The organism is Pseudomonas sp. RL_5y_Pfl2_73, assembly GCF_963970515.1.
Taxonomy (GTDB): Bacteria; Pseudomonadota; Gammaproteobacteria; order Pseudomonadales; family Pseudomonadaceae; genus Aquipseudomonas.
Window position 1 is genome coordinate 153,541 of sequence record NZ_CAXAPD010000002.1, and the last position, 16,397, is coordinate 169,937.

Below are 16,397 nucleotides of genomic sequence, written 5' to 3' on the forward strand. Positions count from 1 at the left end.
CCAGAGGGCCAGGCAAATTTAATCTAACCCAAGCCCCGGCCCCCGGATCGCCTCCCCGACGAACCGGCAGCCCTGGCCTGAGCCTCAACGCTGGATATGCAGTTCAACCCGACGGTTTTGCGCCCGCCCTTCGTCGGTCTCATTGTCGGCCACCGGCTCGCTTTCGCCTTTGCCTTCGCTGGTGAGTTTGTCGGGGGGCAGCCCCTGGCTCAGCAAATACTCCACGACACTGCTGGCCCGACGCTCAGACAGCCCCTGGTTATAGGCATCAGTGCCGACACTGTCGGTGTGACCCACCACCCGGATACTGGCGACATTGACATGGCTGAGCTTACCCATCAGCCCATCGAGCTCGCTTCGAGCTTCTGCGGTGAGGTCGGATTTGTCGAAATCGAAGAGTACCTTGCCGGCATCGTTGAGGGTGATGACCTCGCTAGCCGGTGCTTCAGGCTCCACGGGTGGGGCGCTGGCCGGGTATTGCGGCACCGGGCAACCGTGGTGCTCGACCGGGGTATTGGCCGGCGTATCGGGACAACGGTCGCGGCGGTCGAACACCCCGTCGTCGTCTTCATCGCCATCCTGGGCGTAGCAGATCAAACCACCGCCCAGTAGCCCCAGCGCGGCGCCGCCGGCAGCCCAGCCGCTGCTTTCAATGGCCCCCAACCCACCGCCGACCAAGCCGCCGATCAGGCTACAGATTGGCCAGGTGCGTTGATTGAGAGGTGCACTACCGTCGCTGTGAGTGGCGCAACCGGACAACAGACTGCTCGCCAGCAGTACCGGTAAGGCGGCCCTGATTAGAACGTTCATAGTGAAGGCTCCTGTGTCACCGGCCCATACCGGTCACACAGGAGTAAAGACCCGCATCCGCAACTCCACAAGCCTCGGATGGCGAGGGGTTCAGCGGTTTATCTTGATTTCCGTGCGACGGTTCATCGCGCGGCCGTCGGCGGTGTTGTTATCGGCCACCGGCTGGCTTTCTCCGGCGCCGGACACCGAGACAAAACTGGCACGCGGTACGCCATTTTCAACCAGGTATTGCACCACCGAGTTGGCCCGTTTCTCCGACAACCGTTGGTTATAGGCATCGCTGCCGACACTGTCGGTATGACCGGAGACCCGCAATTGCGCGGTGGACGTTTCCTGTTTCAGCCGGGTGGCAACCGTGCTCAGCACATCCTTGTCGACTGGGGTCAGCGTGGCTTTGTTGAACTCAAAGTGCACGTCGCGGATCACGATGGTTTCTTCCTTGACCATTGGAGGCTCTTCAGCCATCGGCGGTGGTGCCGGTGGTGGGCAACCGTCGGCATCGACCTGCACGCCCTTCGGTGTGCCCGGGCACTTGTCGCGGCTGTCCGGCACGCCATCGCCGTCTTCATCGCCATCGCCGTGCACCCAGCAATAAGCCGCCGCCATGCCACCGACGAACAACGCGCCGCCGCCGGCCCAGGAAGTACTTTCGGTGGCGCCCAAGCCTGCGCCGATCACACCGCCGACGGCGGCACAGGTCGGCCAGTCGGTTTTCTGCAAACCTGCGCAACCAGTCAACACACTGGTTAGCAGAACCAGGGGTAACGCTGTCCGAACTATGCTCATCGGGTTTTCTCCTTGAGGGATCGGCTTGTCGCCGATTCAGGGGAGTAAAGACCCGTCTTCGAATCTGCGCCAGCCTGAGCAATCGCGGGTTTTCGCCCCGTGTTTGCGAAGATTCCGCACGTTCAGGGGACAAACCGCTCTAGGCCACGATGTCCGGGCAGGCTATCGTGGTGGTTCTGACAGAGGAACTTCGATGACCGTTGCCATTTCTGCGCGTACGCCCCAGCAAGCCCTGGCGGCCGTGCTTGACCGTTATGCCCCGCAAAAACTGCTATTGATCGGTGCCAGCGGCTTTCCCGCGCTCGAAGCATTCCAGCAGGCCCATCCCGACACCGAAGTGGTCCACGTCGGCCCCGGCGCGCTGCCGGCGGACGTCGCGGCGCGGCGTTTTGACCTGGCTCTGGCGCTCGATTGCCTGGAGCATTTGCCCAAGCGCGAGGGTCTGAACCTGTTGGGTGGCATCCGCAATCTCAATGCCAGCCGCATCGCCGTACTGACAGACCTCAACGCCTGCGGCTGGCAAGAGACGGACTTTTTTTCCCTGGCCCTGCAAGCCAGCGAACGATTCCAGCGCGAAGATCAGGTACTGACACTGTTTACCTACGATCTGCTTGAATACAAACAAGTCCCCGACTGGCTCAACTCGCGCTTTTGGGCCAACCCGGAAAATTTTGGAAAATATTGGTGGTAACCGTGAACACAAGCCTGCACACACCCATTTGCCCCTGCGGCAGTGGCAATTCACTGGACGCCTGCTGCGGCCACTACCACAACGGTCACCCGGCGCCCTGCGCCGAAGCCTTGATGCGCTCGCGCTACAGCGCCTATGTGCTGGGCCTGGTGGATTATCTGGTCGCCACCACCCTGCCCGCCCAGCAGCCTGGTCTCGATCGCCAGTCGATCAGCGAGTGGAGCGCCACCAGCACCTGGCTGGGGCTGGAAGTGGAAAGCAGCGAAGTGCTCGGCGGTCAACCGGAACACGCCTTTGTCACGTTCACGGCACGCTGGCATGACGGCCAGGGTGAGCACAGCCACCGTGAACAGTCTTCGTTCGTGCAGAACACCGGGCGCTGGTACTTCATCGACCCGACCGTGCCAGTCAAGGCGGGCCGCAACGACGGCTGTCCGTGCGGCAGTGGGCATAAATTCAAAAAGTGCTGCGCCGGCTACTTCAATCGTTGATTTCGCAAATGTCCGACACCCGTCCATCGGCCCATAGGGCTAGACTGGGGGTGGACCAGAGGCTCGGACATGACCCCCACATCACTCTTGCTGCGCATCACCTGCCTGCTGCTGTTCGTCGGGCTCGGCAGTTGCGCGTCCTGGCAAGGTGAAGAAGCCCCTGAACCACAAGTGCATCTGGTCAAGGTCGAAGTGGTGCGGGCCCGACTGCTGGAACAGAAGTTCATGCTGCATTTTCGCGTCGATAACCCCGGCGACAGCGACCTGACCGTTCGCGGCCTGACGTACCGCCTCCACCTGGGTGATCTGTTGCTGACCGAAGGTGAGCATGAACATTGGTTCACCGTGAGCCCCCGGCTCAGCGCCTACTTCAAGGTGCCGATCCGTACCAACCTGTGGCCGCAGGTGCGGGACGTGGTGAAGTTGCTGGAGAAACCCCGAAAACAGATCCCCTATCGTCTGGAAGGTGAGCTGGAAACCGGATTATTCATCGCTCACTACGTGCACCTGGAACGCAATGGCGTGATAATCGCCGCCGATTTTATTGCGGAGTAACCCCGATGACCCAACAACCCCACGTCCATGGCCCTGATTGCAACCACGATCACGACCATCATCACGATCATGACCACGACCATGTCCACGGTCCGAACTGCGGCCACGCCCACCAGGAACCGGTGCGCAACGCCCTGAAAGATGTCGGCCGCAACGACCCTTGCCCGTGCGGCAATGGCAAGAAATTCAAGAAGTGCCATGGAGCTTGAGGGTCCGGGCGAAAAACTTTTTCGCCTGTTAGACCATCATCGCGAGCAAGCCCGCTCCCACAGGGGATTTGCGGTGAGGCGATACCAATGATCGCCGAATCAATGTGGGCGCGAGCCTGCTCGCGATGAGGCCAGCACATTCACTGCTTATGTATCAGCCCGCCTCCAAAATCTGCTTCACCGCGACCACCGTCGCATACTCACCCTGCAAGTTGCCCAGGGACATGGCATGCACGTCGGCAGCCGAACGGGCGTTACCGAAGTAATCGCTCTTGTCGAAGGTAAAGCAGGCATCCTCAACCACCCACGTGTCGAATCCCAGGTTACCGGCCGTACGCGCCGTGGACTCCACCGAGTTGTTCGTCGACACGCCGACGATCACCAGTTGCCCGATGCCCGCCCTGCGTAGATCTTCCTCCAGGCGCGTGGCACTGAACGCATCTGGCACCCGTTTTTGAACCAGCCATTCCCCCGCCTGCGGCGCGAACCGTGGCTGGACCTCCACGCCCGACTGCCCCGGCCAGAACACCGAGTCCGGCGAGCGGGACAAGTGGTGGACGTGAATCACCGGCCGCGCCGTGTGTCGCCATAAAGCCAGTAGTTCCAGCATGCGCAGCTCTGCCTCGGGGTTGTTGCGAGGACCGAGCCTGGGGTGAAGGATGCCTTTTTGTTGATCGATGAGGATCAGCGCCGCACTGTGTTGTAGCTCCATGCCGATTTTCTCTTCTCAGTCATTGAATCTTTCACACTTGATCATCACCTCTTCCTACAGGCAAGCCTTCGAGTAAAAGCGATGACTCGGCCCCGGGCTTTCATCGCCAAACCAACAAATAACCCTCGCCCCCGCTTGCGCGGCCCCCTCCTGCTCACTAACGTAGCGCCTTTATTGGTGCCCCCCCTCCCGCAGGAGCTTTGCCATGGCCTCGCCAGCCTCTATTTCCCTTATCCCCCGGCTCGGCGTTGCCGCCGCAGTGGCCAGTGTGCTCGGTTTGAGCGGATGCCAGACCTGGAATGCCCAGAACACTGTCCCACCGACTTCCGGCGTGCAACCGCTCAAGGGGCTGGCGCAGAACGTCTCGGTCCGGCGCAACGCCACGGGCATGCCGCTGATCGAAAGCAACAGCTTCCATGACGCCCTGTTCACCCTCGGCTACGTCCACGCCAGCGATCGCATCACCCAGATGGTCACCCTGCGCCTGCTGGCCCAGGGGCGCCTGGCAGAGATGTCCGGCGCCGAACAGCTGGACATCGACCGCTACATGCGCGCCGTCAACCTGAGGAAAAACGCCGACGAGCTGTACAAGGCGTCCTCGCCACGGCTCAAGCGCTTCTTTGAAGTCTATGCCCGCGGGGTCAACGCCTACCTGTTCCGCTACCGCGACAAGTTGCCGTCGGACCTGGCCGCCACAGGTTACAAACCCGAATACTGGAAGCCGCAAGACTCGGCGCTGATGTTCTGCCTGCTGAATTTCAGCCAGTCAGCCAACCTGCCGGAAGAAATCGCCAGCCTGGTACTGGCCCAGACCGTCACCCACGACAAGCTCGCCTGGCTGAGCCCGTCCTATCCGGACGAACCACTGCCCGTGGCTGAGGCCGACAAACTCCAGGGCTTGCGGCTCAACGGCCAGGTTCCAGGCCTGAACGAGATCAGCAAGGCCACCGGCCAGTTGGTCGAGCTGAACCTTTTGAGCGCTACGTCTTCGAGTCACTGGGCTATCGCGCCGCAACGCAGCCGTAGCGGCAAGAGCCTGTTGGCCAGCGACAGCCATGGGCCGCTGGGCATGCCGGGGCTGTGGATCCCCGTACAGATCCGGGCACCCAAGTACCAGGCGGCCGGGGTTTCCGTGGCAGGTATCCCGATGATCCTCGCGGGGTTCAACGGCAAAGTGGCCTGGAGCATGAGCAGCGTACTGGGGGACAACCAGGACCTGTTCCTGGAAAAGATCCGACGCCAGGGCAACAGCCTGTCCTATGAGGTCAACGGCAAATGGCAGCCAGCAATCGTGCGCAACGAAACCTATTTCATCAAAGGCCAGCGGCCGATTCGTGAAGCGGTGTTCGAGACCCGTCACGGCCCGCTGCTCAACAGCGCCCAGGGCACGGCCATGGCCAACGGCTTTGGCCTGGCCTTGCAGGCGCCGAGCTTGAGCGACGACAAGACCCTGGATGCCTTCTTCGACCTGTCCCGGGCGCAGAACGTCGAGAAAGCCTCCGACGCCAGCCGGGAAATCCGCGCCATGGCGGTAAACCTGATATTTGCCGACGCCAGCCACATCGGCTGGCAAGTCACCGGGCGCTATCCGAATCGCCGTGAAGGAGAGGGCCTGTTACCGTCGCCAGGTTGGGACGGTCGCTACGATTGGGACGGTTACGCCGACCCCATGCTGCACCCCTACGATCAGGACCCGGCCCAGGGCTGGCTTGGCACGGCCAATCAACGGGTCATTCCCCACGGCTATGGCATGCAGCTGTCCAACTCGTGGGCCGCACCGGAGCGTGGCGAACGCATGGCCGAACTGGCCGGCGCGGGCAAGCACGACACCCGCAGCCTGAGCGCCATGCAATATGACCAGGGCACGACGTTCGCGGCCAAGCTCAAGAGCGTCTTTGAAGCACCGGGCATGGCCCAGCCACTCAAACAGGTGATCGAAACCCTGCCGGTGGCAGACCGGGCCAAGGCTCGCGAGGCCTATACCCGCTTGATGGCATTCGATGGCCGGCTCAGCCCGACCTCCGCCGATGCAGCATTCTATGAGCTGTTCCTGCAGGAAAGCATGAAGCAGATTTTCCTCGACGAACTGGGCCCGGACAACAGCCCGGCGTGGAAGGCGCTGGTCGCCAACGGCCAATTGTCCTACTCGGCCCAGGCCGATCATCTGCTGGGGCGCGAAGACAGCCCATTCTGGGACGATGTGCGCACACCCCAGAAAGAAGACAAGGCCGTCATCCTCGCGCGCAGCCTGGCAGCGGCTATCAGTGCCGGCGACAGCCGGTTGGGCGGTGACCACAAGGCTTGGCAGTGGGGTCAGTTGCATCGCTACGCGTGGAAGAACAGCAACGGCCAAATCGTACGCGGCCCGCTGCCGGCCGGAGGCGACGCCAGCACACTCAACACCGCAGCGTTCGCCTGGGGGCAGGATTTCACTGCCTCCCCGGCACCGACCATGCGCCTTATCGTTGACTTCGGCCAGCCCGAACCGTTGATGATCCAGGATGGCGCCGGACAGTCCGGCAACCCGGCCAGCCCGCACTATGCCAACGGCATCGATCCGTGGATCAAGGGGCAGTACCAGAGCCTACCGTTGCAATCGCAGAACTTTGATCGTGCCTATGGCAGGACGCGGCTGACGCTGGTACCGGGCAAATAGACTCTCTGCTGTGACACGGGGCTTTAGTGAAACTTCGCACCGCCCCCTGGACTGCACCCTGTAGCTGCCGAAGGCTGCGATCTTTTGATCTTGATCTTTCGTTCTCGATTTAATTGTCTGGGGAAAGATCGCAGCCTCGTTGCACTCGACAGCTCCTACACGGGCCCGGCCGCCCTCGCCACAGGAGCAGCTCGCTCTATCCTGGTGCATCTTTTGATGTACGCTCATCCCCGCGCACCATCACATTCCGTTGCCTGGCGCCTAAGCTTTTTAAAACACTTGTTCGGCACTCTGGTTCGGAAATTGCTACCTTTAAGCCGTCATACCGTTCTCGCCTTCACCGGTAACAATACTTACGCGCCACAAGCGCTCATATTGGTTTTAGGGATTGAATAATGAAAAAAGCACTGCTGACCCTTTCTGCACTGGCGTTGTGCATGGCTGCTGGCGTCGCCACGGCCAAGGAATACAAGGAACTGCGTTTTGGTGTCGACCCTTCCTACGCCCCGTTTGAGTCCAAGGCCGCCGACGGCAGCCTGGTCGGTTTCGACATCGACCTGGGCAATGCAATCTGCGCAGAGCTGAAGGTCAAATGCAAATGGGTCGAAAGCGATTTCGACGGCATGATCCCGGGCCTCAAGGCCAACAAATTCGACGGCGTGATTTCTTCCATGACCGTTACCCCAGCCCGCGAAAAAGCCATCGACTTCTCCAGCGAGCTGTTCTCCGGCCCAACGTCCTATGTATTCAAGAAGGGCTCGGGCCTGAGCGAAGACGTTGCCTCGCTCAAAGGCAAGACCGTCGGCTACGAGCAAGGCACCATCCAGGAAGCCTACGCCAAGGCCGTGTTGGACAAGGCTGGCGTCAAGACCCAGGCCTATCAGAACCAGGACCAGGTCTACGCAGACCTGACCTCGGGCCGCCTCGACGCTGCGATCCAGGACATGCTCCAGGCTGAGCTGGGCTTCCTGAAGTCGCCAAAAGGTGAAGGCTACGAAGTCAGCAAACCGGTGGACAGCGAACTGCTGCCCTCCAAGACCGCTATCGGTATCAAGAAAGGTAACAAAGACCTGAAGGCACTTTTGGATAAAGGTATCAAAGCGTTACACGACGACGGCAAGTACGCCGAGATCCAGAAAAAACACTTTGGCGATCTGAATCTGTACAGCGGCAAATAATGCGCTGCGCCCATCCGGTCTCGGATGGGCGCTTTTCTCCTGCCAAAGGCCTCTTTCATGTTCGAACAATTCCTACAAAATCTGGGGCTCTCCGCCTTCAGCCTGCAGGGCTTTGGCCCACTGCTGATGCAAGGCACCTGGATGACCATCAAGCTGTCGGCCCTGTCTTTGTTGTTGAGCGTCTTGCTCGGCCTGCTAGGCGCCAGTGCCAAGCTGTCCAGCGTCAAACTGCTGCGAATCCCTGCCCAGCTCTACACCACGCTGATCCGCGGCGTGCCGGACCTGGTGCTGATGCTGCTGATCTTCTACAGCCTGCAAACCTGGCTGACCTCGTTTACCGACTTCATGGAATGGGAATACATCGAGATCAACCCATTCGGCGCCGGGGTGATCACCCTGGGCTTCATCTATGGCGCGTACTTCACCGAAACCTTTCGCGGCGCGATCCTCGCGGTCCCCCGAGGCCAGGTCGAAGCCGCCACCGCGTATGGCCTCAAGCGTGGTCAGCGCTTTCGCCTCGTGGTGTTCCCACAAATGATGCGTTTTGCCCTGCCAGGTATCGGCAACAACTGGATGGTGATGCTCAAGGCCACCGCACTGGTGTCGATCATCGGCCTGGCCGACCTGGTCAAGGCCGCCCAGGATGCGGGCAAGAGCACCTACCAGCTGTTTTACTTCCTGGTACTGGCGGCACTGATCTATCTGCTGATCACCAGCGCGTCCAACTTCATCCTGCGATGGCTTGAGCGCCGCTACGCCGCCGGCGCCCGGGAGGCGGTGCGATGATCGAACTTCTGCAAGAATACTGGCGACCGTTCCTTTACAGCGATGGCGTCAACGTCACGGGCCTGGCCATGACCCTGTGGCTGCTCAGCGCCTCGCTGCTGATCGGTTTCCTGGTGTCGATCCCGCTGTCCATCGCCCGGGTGTCGCCCAAGGTCTACGTCCGCTGGCCGGTGCAGTTCTACACCTACCTGTTCCGTGGCACACCGCTCTATATCCAACTGCTGATCTGCTACACCGGCATCTACAGCCTCGAGGCGGTACGCGCCCAACCCATCCTCGACAGTTTCTTTCGCGATGCGATGAACTGCACGATCCTGGCCTTCGCCTTGAACACCTGCGCCTACACCACGGAAATCTTTGCCGGGGCGATTCGCAGCATGAACCATGGCGAAGTCGAAGCGGCCAAGGCCTACGGCCTGACCGGTTGGAAGCTGTACACCTACGTGATCATGCCGTCAGCGTTGCGACGTTCGCTGCCGTATTACAGCAACGAAGTCATCTTGATGCTGCACTCGACGACCGTGGCGTTCACCGCGACCGTTCCAGACGTACTGAAGGTTGCCCGGGACGCCAACTCGGCGACGTTCATGACGTTCCAGTCGTTCGGGATCGCCGCATTGATCTACCTGACAGTCACCTTTGCACTGGTGGGCCTCTTTCGCCTCGCCGAGCGCCGCTGGCTGGCCTTTCTCGGGCCGACCCACTAAGGCTTTTGTTCCAGGACACTCACGCACATGCGCCACCAGATTCATGACCTGCGGTCCCCAGTACCGGGGACCGCACGCAAGATTCACAGCTTCCACTTCGGCCCGGAAAACGCCGTCGGTAAAATCTATATCCAGTCGTCCCTGCACGCCGATGAACTACCCGGCATGCTGGTCGCCTGGCACCTCAAGCAGCGCCTGACCGAACTCGAAGCGTCGGGCCACCTGCGGCACGAGATCGTGCTGGTGCCCGTCGCCAATCCCATCGGCCTCGAACAAGTACTGATGGACGTGCCCTTGGGTCGCTACGAAACCGAGAGCGGGCAGAACTTCAACCGCCGTTTCGTCGACCTCAGCGAAGAGATCGGCAACGAAATCCAGGACCTGCTCACCGACGATCCACAGCACAACCTGATGCTGATTCGTACCAGCCTGCGCGATGCCCTCGCCCGGCAGACCCCAGGCACACAATTGCAATCCCTGCGCCTGGCCTTGCAACGGCTGGCCTGCGACGCCGACATGGTGCTGGACCTGCATTGCGACTTCGAAGCCGTGGCCCACCTCTACACCACGCCCGAAGCCTGGCCGCAGGTCGAGCCGCTGGCCCGCTACATCGGTGCCGAAGCCAGCCTGCTGGCGACCGATTCGGGCGGCCAATCGTTCGATGAATGCTTCACCCTGCTCTGGTGGCAACTCAAGGAACGCTTCGGCGAACGCTTCGAGATTCCCCTGGGCAGCTTTTCGGTCACCATGGAATTGCGTGGCCAGGGTGACGTCAACCACGGGCTGGCGAGCCAAGACTGCCAGGCCTTGATCAACTACCTGATCCGCTTCGGCGCCATCGACGGCGAACCGATGCCCATGCCCGAACTGCCCTACCCGGCCACGCCACTGGCCGCTGTCGAGCCAGTGACGACGCCCGTGGGTGGGTTGCTGGTCTACAACGCCCTGCCCGGCGAATACCTGGAGGCGGGGCAACTGATCGCGCAAGTCATCGACCCGATCAACGACACCGTCACCCCCGTTCATTGCCGTAACGCCGGGCTGCTGTACGCCCGTTCGCTGCGCCGCATGGCCACGGCCGGTATGGTGATCGCCCATGTCGCCGGCACCGAAGCCTATCGCAGCGGCTACCTACTTTCGCCTTGAGGATGCATGTTCCATGTACAAACTGACCATCGAAGGCCTGTATAAAAGCTATGGCGAACATGAAGTGCTCAAGGGCGTTTCGCTCAAGGCCAAGACCGGCGACGTCATCAGCCTCATCGGCGCCAGCGGCTCAGGCAAAAGTACCTTTTTGCGCTGCATCAATTTCTTGGAACAACCCAACGACGGCGCCATGAGCCTGGACGGCCAGCCGATCCAGATGATCAAGGACCGCCACGGCATGCACGTGGCTGACGCCGACGAACTGCAACGCATCCGCACGCGTCTGGCCATGGTGTTCCAGCACTTCAACCTGTGGAGCCACATGACCGTGCTGGAAAACATCACCATGGCGCCGCGCCGGGTACTGGGGGTCAGCAAGCAGGAAGCCGACGACCGCGCCCATCGCTATCTCGACAAGGTCGGCCTCCCGGCACGGGTCGCCGAGCAATACCCGGCGTTCCTCTCCGGCGGCCAGCAACAGCGCGTGGCCATTGCCCGTGCCTTGGCGATGGAGCCGGAGGTGATGCTGTTCGACGAACCCACCTCGGCCCTGGACCCGGAGCTGGTGGGCGAAGTGTTGAAGGTGATTCAGGGGCTGGCAGAGGAAGGGCGGACCATGATCATGGTGACCCACGAAATGAGCTTCGCCCGCAAAGTCTCGAACCAGGTACTGTTCCTGCACCAGGGCCTGGTGGAAGAAGAAGGCAGGCCGGAAGACGTGCTGGACAATCCCACGAGTGAACGGCTCCAGCAGTTTCTCAGTGGCAACCTGAAATAAACTTTTTGGCGGCCCTTGTGTGGGAGCAAGCCTTGCTCCCACAGCTGACAGGTCATAGTTCGATCAGGCAACAGGCGCAGGAGGTGGCTCGTCCGGCAGGGTGGGTTCGCCGGGCTCTGTCGGTTGTTCGTTTGGGGTATCGGGATCGGGCTGGCCGGGGATGCCACCCGCCGCTTCGACAGGATGGGCCAGCAATGACCAGGCCATGACGCCAATCTGATTGGGCTCAAGCCTTGCCAGTTCAGCGCTGATTCGCGGATCGATCTTCATAGAGCAACTCCTGAGCGAAGGCCCGCTGCGCTGACGCACAAAAACGGGCAGTACACGCAATAGAGTGTCTGCCCGCCCAGGAATTCCAACAGCTCGTCAGATTCAGGTACGCGGCAGCGTCACACCGCGCTGGCCCTGGTATTTACCGCCACGATCCTTGTAGGACACTTCGCACTCTTCATCGGATTCCAGGAACAGCATCTGCGCCACACCCTCGTTGGCGTAGATTTTCGCCGGCAGGGTCGTGGTGTTGGAAAACTCCAGTGTCACGTGGCCTTCCCACTCGGGTTCCAGCGGCGTGACGTTGACGATGATACCGCAACGGGCGTAGGTGCTCTTGCCCAGGCAGATGGTCAGTACGTTGCGCGGAATGCGGAAGTACTCGACGGTGCGGGCCAGGGCGAAGGAGTTCGGCGGGATGATGCAAACGTCGCTCTTGACGTCGACGAAGCTCTTCTCATCGAAGTTCTTCGGGTCGACGGTGGCCGAATTGATATTGGTGAACACCTTGAATTCGTCGGCGCAGCGCACGTCGTAGCCGTAGCTGGAGACACCGAAAGAGATCAGCCGGTCGGCGCCTTCGCCACGCATCTGGCGTTCGACGAAGGGCTCGATCATGCCGTGCTCTTGCGCCATGCGGCGAATCCACTTGTCCGATTTGATGCTCATGGCGGTTTCCTGAAATAGCGAGGTGGAAAAAATACGTCCGGCATCTTACCGGGGCGCGGGGCAGGGTTCAAAGCACGGCGCGCAAATCTCGCCGATCCACCTTGATTTCCGGGTCCTGCCGGCCATCGCCCGCGCCGTCAGTCACCAAATAAGAGAAACCTTCGCAAAGACCATTGGCACATTCTGGAAAAAGGGTTAAGGTGGCGCCACTGTGTTGCTTGTGTCACTGAGAATCTCTACACGATATGTTGAATTTCGATCCAACCATCTACAAGAATTTTTCCTGCTCTTTGCACTCAGTCTCGGCCAGGGTTCTTCCTGAGTCGCAGTTATCTTTGTTCAAGGAGTTACACCATGTCTAATCGCCAAACCGGTACCGTTAAGTGGTTCAACGATGAAAAAGGCTTCGGCTTCATCACCCCACAATCCGGTGACGACCTGTTCGTTCACTTCAAAGCTATCCAATCCGACGGCTTCAAAAGCCTGAAAGAAGGCCAACAGGTTTCTTTCATCGCTACCCGCGGTCAGAAAGGCATGCAAGCTGAAGAAGTTCAAGTTATCTAACTTGTCCTTGCTTTAGTAAAAGGCCCCGCCCTCAAAAGCGGGGCTTTTTTGTGCCTGTCTGTTTTGCCGGCACAAACCAATGTGGGAGCGAGCAAGCCCGCTCCCACATTGGTTTGTTGTTAGCCCGGGATTACCAGGTCACGCCAAACCCGGCCGTGTAGCGCGTTTTGCTCAAGTCGCTGTCTTCGGTACCCTCGATGACATCCTTCTCCGCCTTGAGATTGAGCGACGCCCAATCGGTGACCTTGTAGCGCAGCCCCATCTCGGCGTCATAGGCGTACTCCGCCACGCCGGACAGTGGCTTGCCCACTTCGCCGTTGGTAAAGAACTCGACGCGCTTGCCAATCAAGTAGCGGTTGTAGTCCCACTTCATGGCGACGGAATAGAAGTTGTCCTTACCACCGTCGCGGTATTCATAGTCGGTGCGGTTCAACAGCGAACCCAGCGAGAACGCCCCCAGCTCGTCATCCCAGAACTGATACCCCGGACCGGTACCCACCACACGCTGACGCGCCAGGTCTTCGACTTTGTCACGCTTGTAGTTCAGGCGGCCTTGCCAGAACCATTTATCCGTCAGGAACCGGTCGAGGGAATATTCCAGGCGCCAGTTATCGGCAGAAACCACATCGTCCTGGAACTTACGGTTGTATTCACCCTCGGCGGTGTGCCGCCATCTGCCGTGACGAGCCGAAGTCTTGACGTCGATGTCGTAATCGTCGATATCGTTTTCCGCCCGCTGGTAATCCAGCGCGGCATCGATATTGCCCTTCCACACCAGGTCCTCGACCACCGGCTTGGGCTTGAGGATCTGCTGGATACTGGCCAGCTCAACGGTCTTGGGCCCATCACCATTGGCCAAGGTGACCTTGCCATCCTCGGCCGCCTGCAGCGCCTTGGCTTTCTCACCGGTATACGCATCCTGCTTGACCAGGAGCTGCTGGTCACTCTCCAGGGTCTTGACCTGTTTCCAGTCGATGGGAATCGAGCCGGCGTAATCGGTCTGAATCAGCAACTTGCCGCCATCAAAAACGGTAATCTTGCCACTGAGTTTGTCCCCATTCTTCAACCAGACTGTGTCGGCAAGCAAGGGCATGGAGGCACTGGCAACTGCCAGGCATAGCAGGGTTCTAGACAACATAAGCGTATAAAGAGCTCAAGTTTGCGGTGAAAAGGCGGCATTATCCCCCGGGACGACACCTCAGCAAGGACTGACCAACGTATTTGTAATGAGTTCATTCCTCAACCAGCTTTACAGGACTTTACCTACAAACGGCCATACACCCTTTTTCTGGACGCCTGAACGTGACTGACGCCCCCCTGGATACCGAGAACGCCGCCAAAATCCGCCGCACCACCCTTTACCTGACCCTGGCACAGGTGCCCGCGGGCAAGGTGGTCACCTATGGCCAACTCGCCGAAATGGCCGGCCTGGGCCGTGCGGCGCGCTGGGTCGGGCGAACCCTCAGCCAGTTGCCGAACGACACCAAGCTGCCCTGGCACCGAGTATTGGCTGCCGGTGGTCGGATCAGCCTGCCAGCAGGCAGCGCCTCAGGGGATGAACAGCGCGCACGCCTGCGCCTGGAAGGGATCAGTGTCCTGAACAATCGTGTTGATATTCAGCGCCATGGCTGGCGCCCGGTAGAGCACAGCGGTTAGAGTGCGCGCTTTGTTTTCGCAATTTTTGAGGCAGACTCCAGCCCATGCCCCGTAAAACCTGGCGCGCCGCCCTCGCCGCCTATGCCAGTCCCTCGACGCTCGTGCTGTTGCTGCTTGGTTTCGCCGCCGGCTTGCCATACATGCTGGTGTTTTCCACGCTTTCAGTCTGGTTGCGCGAAGCCGGTGTGGCCCGCGAAACCATTGGCTACGCGAGCCTGATTGGCCTGGCCTATGCCTTTAAATGGGTCTGGTCGCCACTGCTCGACCAATGGCGCCTGCCGCTGCTGGGCAAATTGGGGCGCCGTCGCTCATGGCTGGTGCTCTCCCAGACCTTGGTGATCCTCGGCCTGATCGGCATGGGTTTCTGCGATCCACAAAAACACCTGTCATGGTTGATCGCCATCGCCGTGATCGTGGCCTTTGCCTCCGCGACGCAGGACATCGCCGTCGACGCCTACCGCCTGGAGATCGCCGACGACACCCGCCAGGCCGCCCTCGCCGCCAGCTACATGTCCGGTTACCGCATCGCCGCCCTGCTGGCCACCGCCGGCGCACTGTTCTTCGCCGAAGGCTTTGGCTCCACCGGTTTCAGTTACAAACACTCGGCCTGGGCCGGCACTTACCTGTTGTTCGGCGTGCTGATGGTCCCGGCCCTGCTCACCTCACTGTTCATGCGCGAGCCGCCGGTGCCGCTGCGTACCCAGTTGCAGGCCGGACGCTATACGTTCGTTCACCAGTTGGCGTCGGTATTCGTGCTGATCGTGTTGCTGGTCTCCGTGCCGGCGATGTTCACTCAGCTCTTCAACACCGACTTTGCCAGCGTGCTGTTCGAGGACGTGAGCCTGCTCGACCTGCTGCTCGAAGACCGCGCCTTCCTGCGGGCCATTCTCTATATCATCCTGACCGCCCTGTGCCTGTCGGCGGTAGGTCGCCGCGGATTGGCGCCCGTACTGACACCAGTCAACGATTTCATCCTGCGCTATCGCTGGCAAGCGCTGCTGCTGCTCGGGCTGATCGCAACCTATCGGATGTCTGACACCGTCATGGGCGTCATGGCCAACGTGTTCTACATCGACCAGGGGTTCACCAAGGACCAGATCGCCAGCGTCAGCAAGATTTTCGGATTGATCATGACCCTCGTCGGTGCCGGCATGGGCGGCCTGCTGATCGTGCGCTTCGGCATCCTGCCCATCCTGTTCATCGGAGGCATAGCCTCGGCCGCGACCAACATCCTCTTCCTGATGCTCACCGACATGGGCGCCAACCTGCAGATGTTGATTGTCACCATCTCCCTGGACAACTTCAGCTCCGGCCTGGCCACTTCGGCGTTCGTCGCCTACCTGTCGAGCCTGACCAACCTGAAGTTCTCCGCCACCCAATACGCCTTGCTCAGCTCGATCATGCTGCTGCTGCCGCGCTTGATCGGTGGTTATTCAGGGGTGATGGTGGAGAAATTCGGCTATCACAACTTCTTTCTGATCACCGCCCTGCTGGGCGTGCCGACCCTGCTGCTGATCGCCTTGCACTGGTTCCAGGAGAACCGTCGCCAGGACTCGACACCCACCGAGGAGCCGGCGCCCACCCGGCCCGCGGAAGAATCGTAGGAAACTTCAGCAAACGCCGGGGAAACCGGCGCTCGTACCTGGCGACCGGCCACGCGCCTGTACGCCAGGGCATCTCGCCCGTACAATGCTCCGTCACTTCTCGTCATCAGCAACCGACAACGGCCAACC

The 16,397-nt window shown here is 60.5% G+C and carries 19 protein-coding genes; 13 read left to right on the plus strand and 6 right to left on the minus strand.

Going from position 1 to position 16,397, the window contains the following annotated elements; genetic code table 11:
• Nucleotides 1-84 precede the first annotated feature (84 nt).
• Nucleotides 85-810 carry an OmpA family protein gene (locus AACY42_RS02470; RefSeq protein WP_339476081.1) on the minus strand — a complete coding sequence of 242 codons (726 nt, stop codon included), beginning with the start codon at nt 808-810 and terminating at the stop codon, nt 85-87.
• A gap of 90 nt (nt 811-900) precedes the next feature.
• Entirely contained in the window at nt 901-1,596 is a 696-nt protein-coding gene (locus AACY42_RS02475; RefSeq protein WP_339476084.1) for an OmpA family protein, read from the minus strand.
• Nucleotides 1,597-1,789: 193 nt separating this feature from the next.
• Between AACY42_RS02475 and AACY42_RS02480 the strand changes: the two genes are divergently transcribed.
• From AACY42_RS02480 to AACY42_RS02495, 4 genes are all read left to right on the plus strand, one after another.
• On the plus strand, nt 1,790-2,287 hold the full coding sequence (locus AACY42_RS02480) for a DUF6231 family protein (protein WP_339476087.1): 498 nt from the start codon (nt 1,790-1,792) through the stop codon (nt 2,285-2,287).
• Between the two features lie 14 nt (nt 2,288-2,301).
• Nucleotides 2,302-2,778 carry a YchJ family protein gene (locus AACY42_RS02485; RefSeq protein WP_339476468.1) on the plus strand — a complete coding sequence of 159 codons (477 nt, stop codon included), beginning with the start codon at nt 2,302-2,304 and terminating at the stop codon, nt 2,776-2,778.
• A 69-nt stretch (nt 2,779-2,847) separates the two neighbouring features.
• Nucleotides 2,848-3,333: an LEA type 2 family protein gene (locus AACY42_RS02490; RefSeq protein WP_339476089.1), complete on the plus strand. Its 486-nt coding sequence runs from the start codon at nt 2,848-2,850 to the stop codon at nt 3,331-3,333.
• Between the two features lie 5 nt (nt 3,334-3,338).
• Nucleotides 3,339-3,542 carry an SEC-C metal-binding domain-containing protein gene (locus AACY42_RS02495; RefSeq protein ID WP_339476092.1) on the plus strand — a complete coding sequence of 68 codons (204 nt, stop codon included), beginning with the start codon at nt 3,339-3,341 and terminating at the stop codon, nt 3,540-3,542.
• Nucleotides 3,543-3,696: 154 nt separating this feature from the next.
• Here the strand turns inward: AACY42_RS02495 and AACY42_RS02500 are convergent, their stop codons facing one another.
• A complete protein-coding gene (locus AACY42_RS02500; RefSeq protein WP_339476095.1) occupies nt 3,697-4,254 on the minus strand; it encodes a cysteine hydrolase family protein in 558 nt (185 codons plus the stop codon).
• A gap of 205 nt (nt 4,255-4,459) precedes the next feature.
• On the opposite strand from AACY42_RS02500, the gene AACY42_RS02505 reads away from it, so the two are divergent.
• The 6 genes from AACY42_RS02505 to AACY42_RS02530 all read left to right on the plus strand — a co-directional run bounded on the left by AACY42_RS02505 (nt 4,460) and on the right by AACY42_RS02530 (nt 11,505).
• Nucleotides 4,460-6,910 (plus strand): penicillin acylase family protein, encoded by a 2,451-nt coding sequence (locus tag AACY42_RS02505; RefSeq protein ID WP_339476097.1) that lies wholly within the window; start codon nt 4,460-4,462, stop codon nt 6,908-6,910.
• A 395-nt stretch (nt 6,911-7,305) separates the two neighbouring features.
• Nucleotides 7,306-8,088, plus strand: a complete 783-nt coding sequence (locus AACY42_RS02510) for a transporter substrate-binding domain-containing protein (RefSeq protein ID WP_339476100.1) — start codon at nt 7,306-7,308, stop codon at nt 8,086-8,088.
• 57 nt (nt 8,089-8,145) lie between these two features.
• Nucleotides 8,146-8,874 (plus strand): ABC transporter permease, encoded by a 729-nt coding sequence (locus AACY42_RS02515; RefSeq protein ID WP_339476103.1) that lies wholly within the window; start codon nt 8,146-8,148, stop codon nt 8,872-8,874.
• Nucleotides 8,871-9,581, plus strand: coding sequence for an ABC transporter permease (locus AACY42_RS02520; protein WP_339476106.1), 711 nt, complete (start codon nt 8,871-8,873; stop codon nt 9,579-9,581). The genes AACY42_RS02515 and AACY42_RS02520 overlap by 4 nt, the downstream gene beginning before the upstream one ends.
• A 27-nt stretch (nt 9,582-9,608) precedes the next feature.
• Nucleotides 9,609-10,727: a succinylglutamate desuccinylase/aspartoacylase family protein gene (locus tag AACY42_RS02525; protein WP_339476109.1), complete on the plus strand. Its 1,119-nt coding sequence runs from the start codon at nt 9,609-9,611 to the stop codon at nt 10,725-10,727.
• 13 nt (nt 10,728-10,740) lie between these two features.
• Nucleotides 10,741-11,505 (plus strand): ABC transporter ATP-binding protein, encoded by a 765-nt coding sequence (locus AACY42_RS02530; RefSeq protein WP_339476112.1) that lies wholly within the window; start codon nt 10,741-10,743, stop codon nt 11,503-11,505.
• Between the two features lie 63 nt (nt 11,506-11,568).
• Here AACY42_RS02530 and AACY42_RS02535 read toward each other — a convergent pair whose 3' ends face one another.
• Both AACY42_RS02535 and dcd read right to left on the minus strand, forming a co-directional pair.
• On the minus strand, nt 11,569-11,775 hold the full coding sequence (locus AACY42_RS02535) for a hypothetical protein (RefSeq protein WP_003184748.1): 207 nt from the start codon (nt 11,773-11,775) through the stop codon (nt 11,569-11,571).
• 102 nt (nt 11,776-11,877) lie between these two features.
• Nucleotides 11,878-12,444, minus strand: a complete 567-nt coding sequence (dcd, locus tag AACY42_RS02540; protein ID WP_003184751.1) for a dCTP deaminase — start codon at nt 12,442-12,444, stop codon at nt 11,878-11,880.
• A 354-nt stretch (nt 12,445-12,798) separates the two neighbouring features.
• Between dcd and AACY42_RS02545 the strand changes: the two genes are divergently transcribed.
• The gene (locus AACY42_RS02545) at nt 12,799-13,008 is read left to right on the plus strand and encodes a cold-shock protein (protein WP_002554837.1); all 210 of its coding nucleotides are present in this window, start codon (nt 12,799-12,801) and stop codon (nt 13,006-13,008) included.
• A gap of 130 nt (nt 13,009-13,138) precedes the next feature.
• Here the strand turns inward: AACY42_RS02545 and AACY42_RS02550 are convergent, their stop codons facing one another.
• A complete protein-coding gene (locus tag AACY42_RS02550) occupies nt 13,139-14,146 on the minus strand; it encodes a DUF481 domain-containing protein (protein WP_339476116.1) in 1,008 nt (335 codons plus the stop codon).
• 164 nt (nt 14,147-14,310) lie between these two features.
• On the opposite strand from AACY42_RS02550, the gene AACY42_RS02555 reads away from it, so the two are divergent.
• The gene (locus tag AACY42_RS02555; protein ID WP_339476119.1) at nt 14,311-14,664 is read left to right on the plus strand and encodes an MGMT family protein; all 354 of its coding nucleotides are present in this window, start codon (nt 14,311-14,313) and stop codon (nt 14,662-14,664) included.
• A 44-nt stretch (nt 14,665-14,708) separates the two neighbouring features.
• Nucleotides 14,709-16,268: an AmpG family muropeptide MFS transporter gene (locus tag AACY42_RS02560; protein ID WP_339476121.1), complete on the plus strand. Its 1,560-nt coding sequence runs from the start codon at nt 14,709-14,711 to the stop codon at nt 16,266-16,268.
• Nucleotides 16,269-16,397: the final 129 nt, after the last annotated feature.

Coding starts and splice junctions, on each gene's coding strand:
- AACY42_RS02545 (WP_002554837.1), top strand. CDS start 12,799: ATGTCTAATCGCCAAACCGGTACCGTTAAGTGGTTCAACGATGAAAAA.
- AACY42_RS02475 (WP_339476084.1), bottom strand. CDS start 1,596: ATGAGCATAGTTCGGACAGCGTTACCCCTGGTTCTGCTAACCAGTGTG.
- AACY42_RS02525 (WP_339476109.1), top strand. CDS start 9,609: ATGCGCCACCAGATTCATGACCTGCGGTCCCCAGTACCGGGGACCGCA.
- AACY42_RS02495 (WP_339476092.1), top strand. CDS start 3,339: ATGACCCAACAACCCCACGTCCATGGCCCTGATTGCAACCACGATCAC.
- AACY42_RS02480 (WP_339476087.1), top strand. CDS start 1,790: ATGACCGTTGCCATTTCTGCGCGTACGCCCCAGCAAGCCCTGGCGGCC.
- AACY42_RS02550 (WP_339476116.1), bottom strand. CDS start 14,146: ATGTTGTCTAGAACCCTGCTATGCCTGGCAGTTGCCAGTGCCTCCATG.
- AACY42_RS02560 (WP_339476121.1), top strand. CDS start 14,709: ATGCCCCGTAAAACCTGGCGCGCCGCCCTCGCCGCCTATGCCAGTCCC.
- AACY42_RS02505 (WP_339476097.1), top strand. CDS start 4,460: ATGGCCTCGCCAGCCTCTATTTCCCTTATCCCCCGGCTCGGCGTTGCC.
- dcd (WP_003184751.1), bottom strand. CDS start 12,444: ATGAGCATCAAATCGGACAAGTGGATTCGCCGCATGGCGCAAGAGCAC.
- AACY42_RS02510 (WP_339476100.1), top strand. CDS start 7,306: ATGAAAAAAGCACTGCTGACCCTTTCTGCACTGGCGTTGTGCATGGCT.
- AACY42_RS02535 (WP_003184748.1), bottom strand. CDS start 11,775: ATGAAGATCGATCCGCGAATCAGCGCTGAACTGGCAAGGCTTGAGCCC.
- AACY42_RS02515 (WP_339476103.1), top strand. CDS start 8,146: ATGTTCGAACAATTCCTACAAAATCTGGGGCTCTCCGCCTTCAGCCTG.
- AACY42_RS02530 (WP_339476112.1), top strand. CDS start 10,741: ATGTACAAACTGACCATCGAAGGCCTGTATAAAAGCTATGGCGAACAT.
- AACY42_RS02500 (WP_339476095.1), bottom strand. CDS start 4,254: ATGGAGCTACAACACAGTGCGGCGCTGATCCTCATCGATCAACAAAAA.
- AACY42_RS02520 (WP_339476106.1), top strand. CDS start 8,871: ATGATCGAACTTCTGCAAGAATACTGGCGACCGTTCCTTTACAGCGAT.
- AACY42_RS02490 (WP_339476089.1), top strand. CDS start 2,848: ATGACCCCCACATCACTCTTGCTGCGCATCACCTGCCTGCTGCTGTTC.
- AACY42_RS02470 (WP_339476081.1), bottom strand. CDS start 810: ATGAACGTTCTAATCAGGGCCGCCTTACCGGTACTGCTGGCGAGCAGT.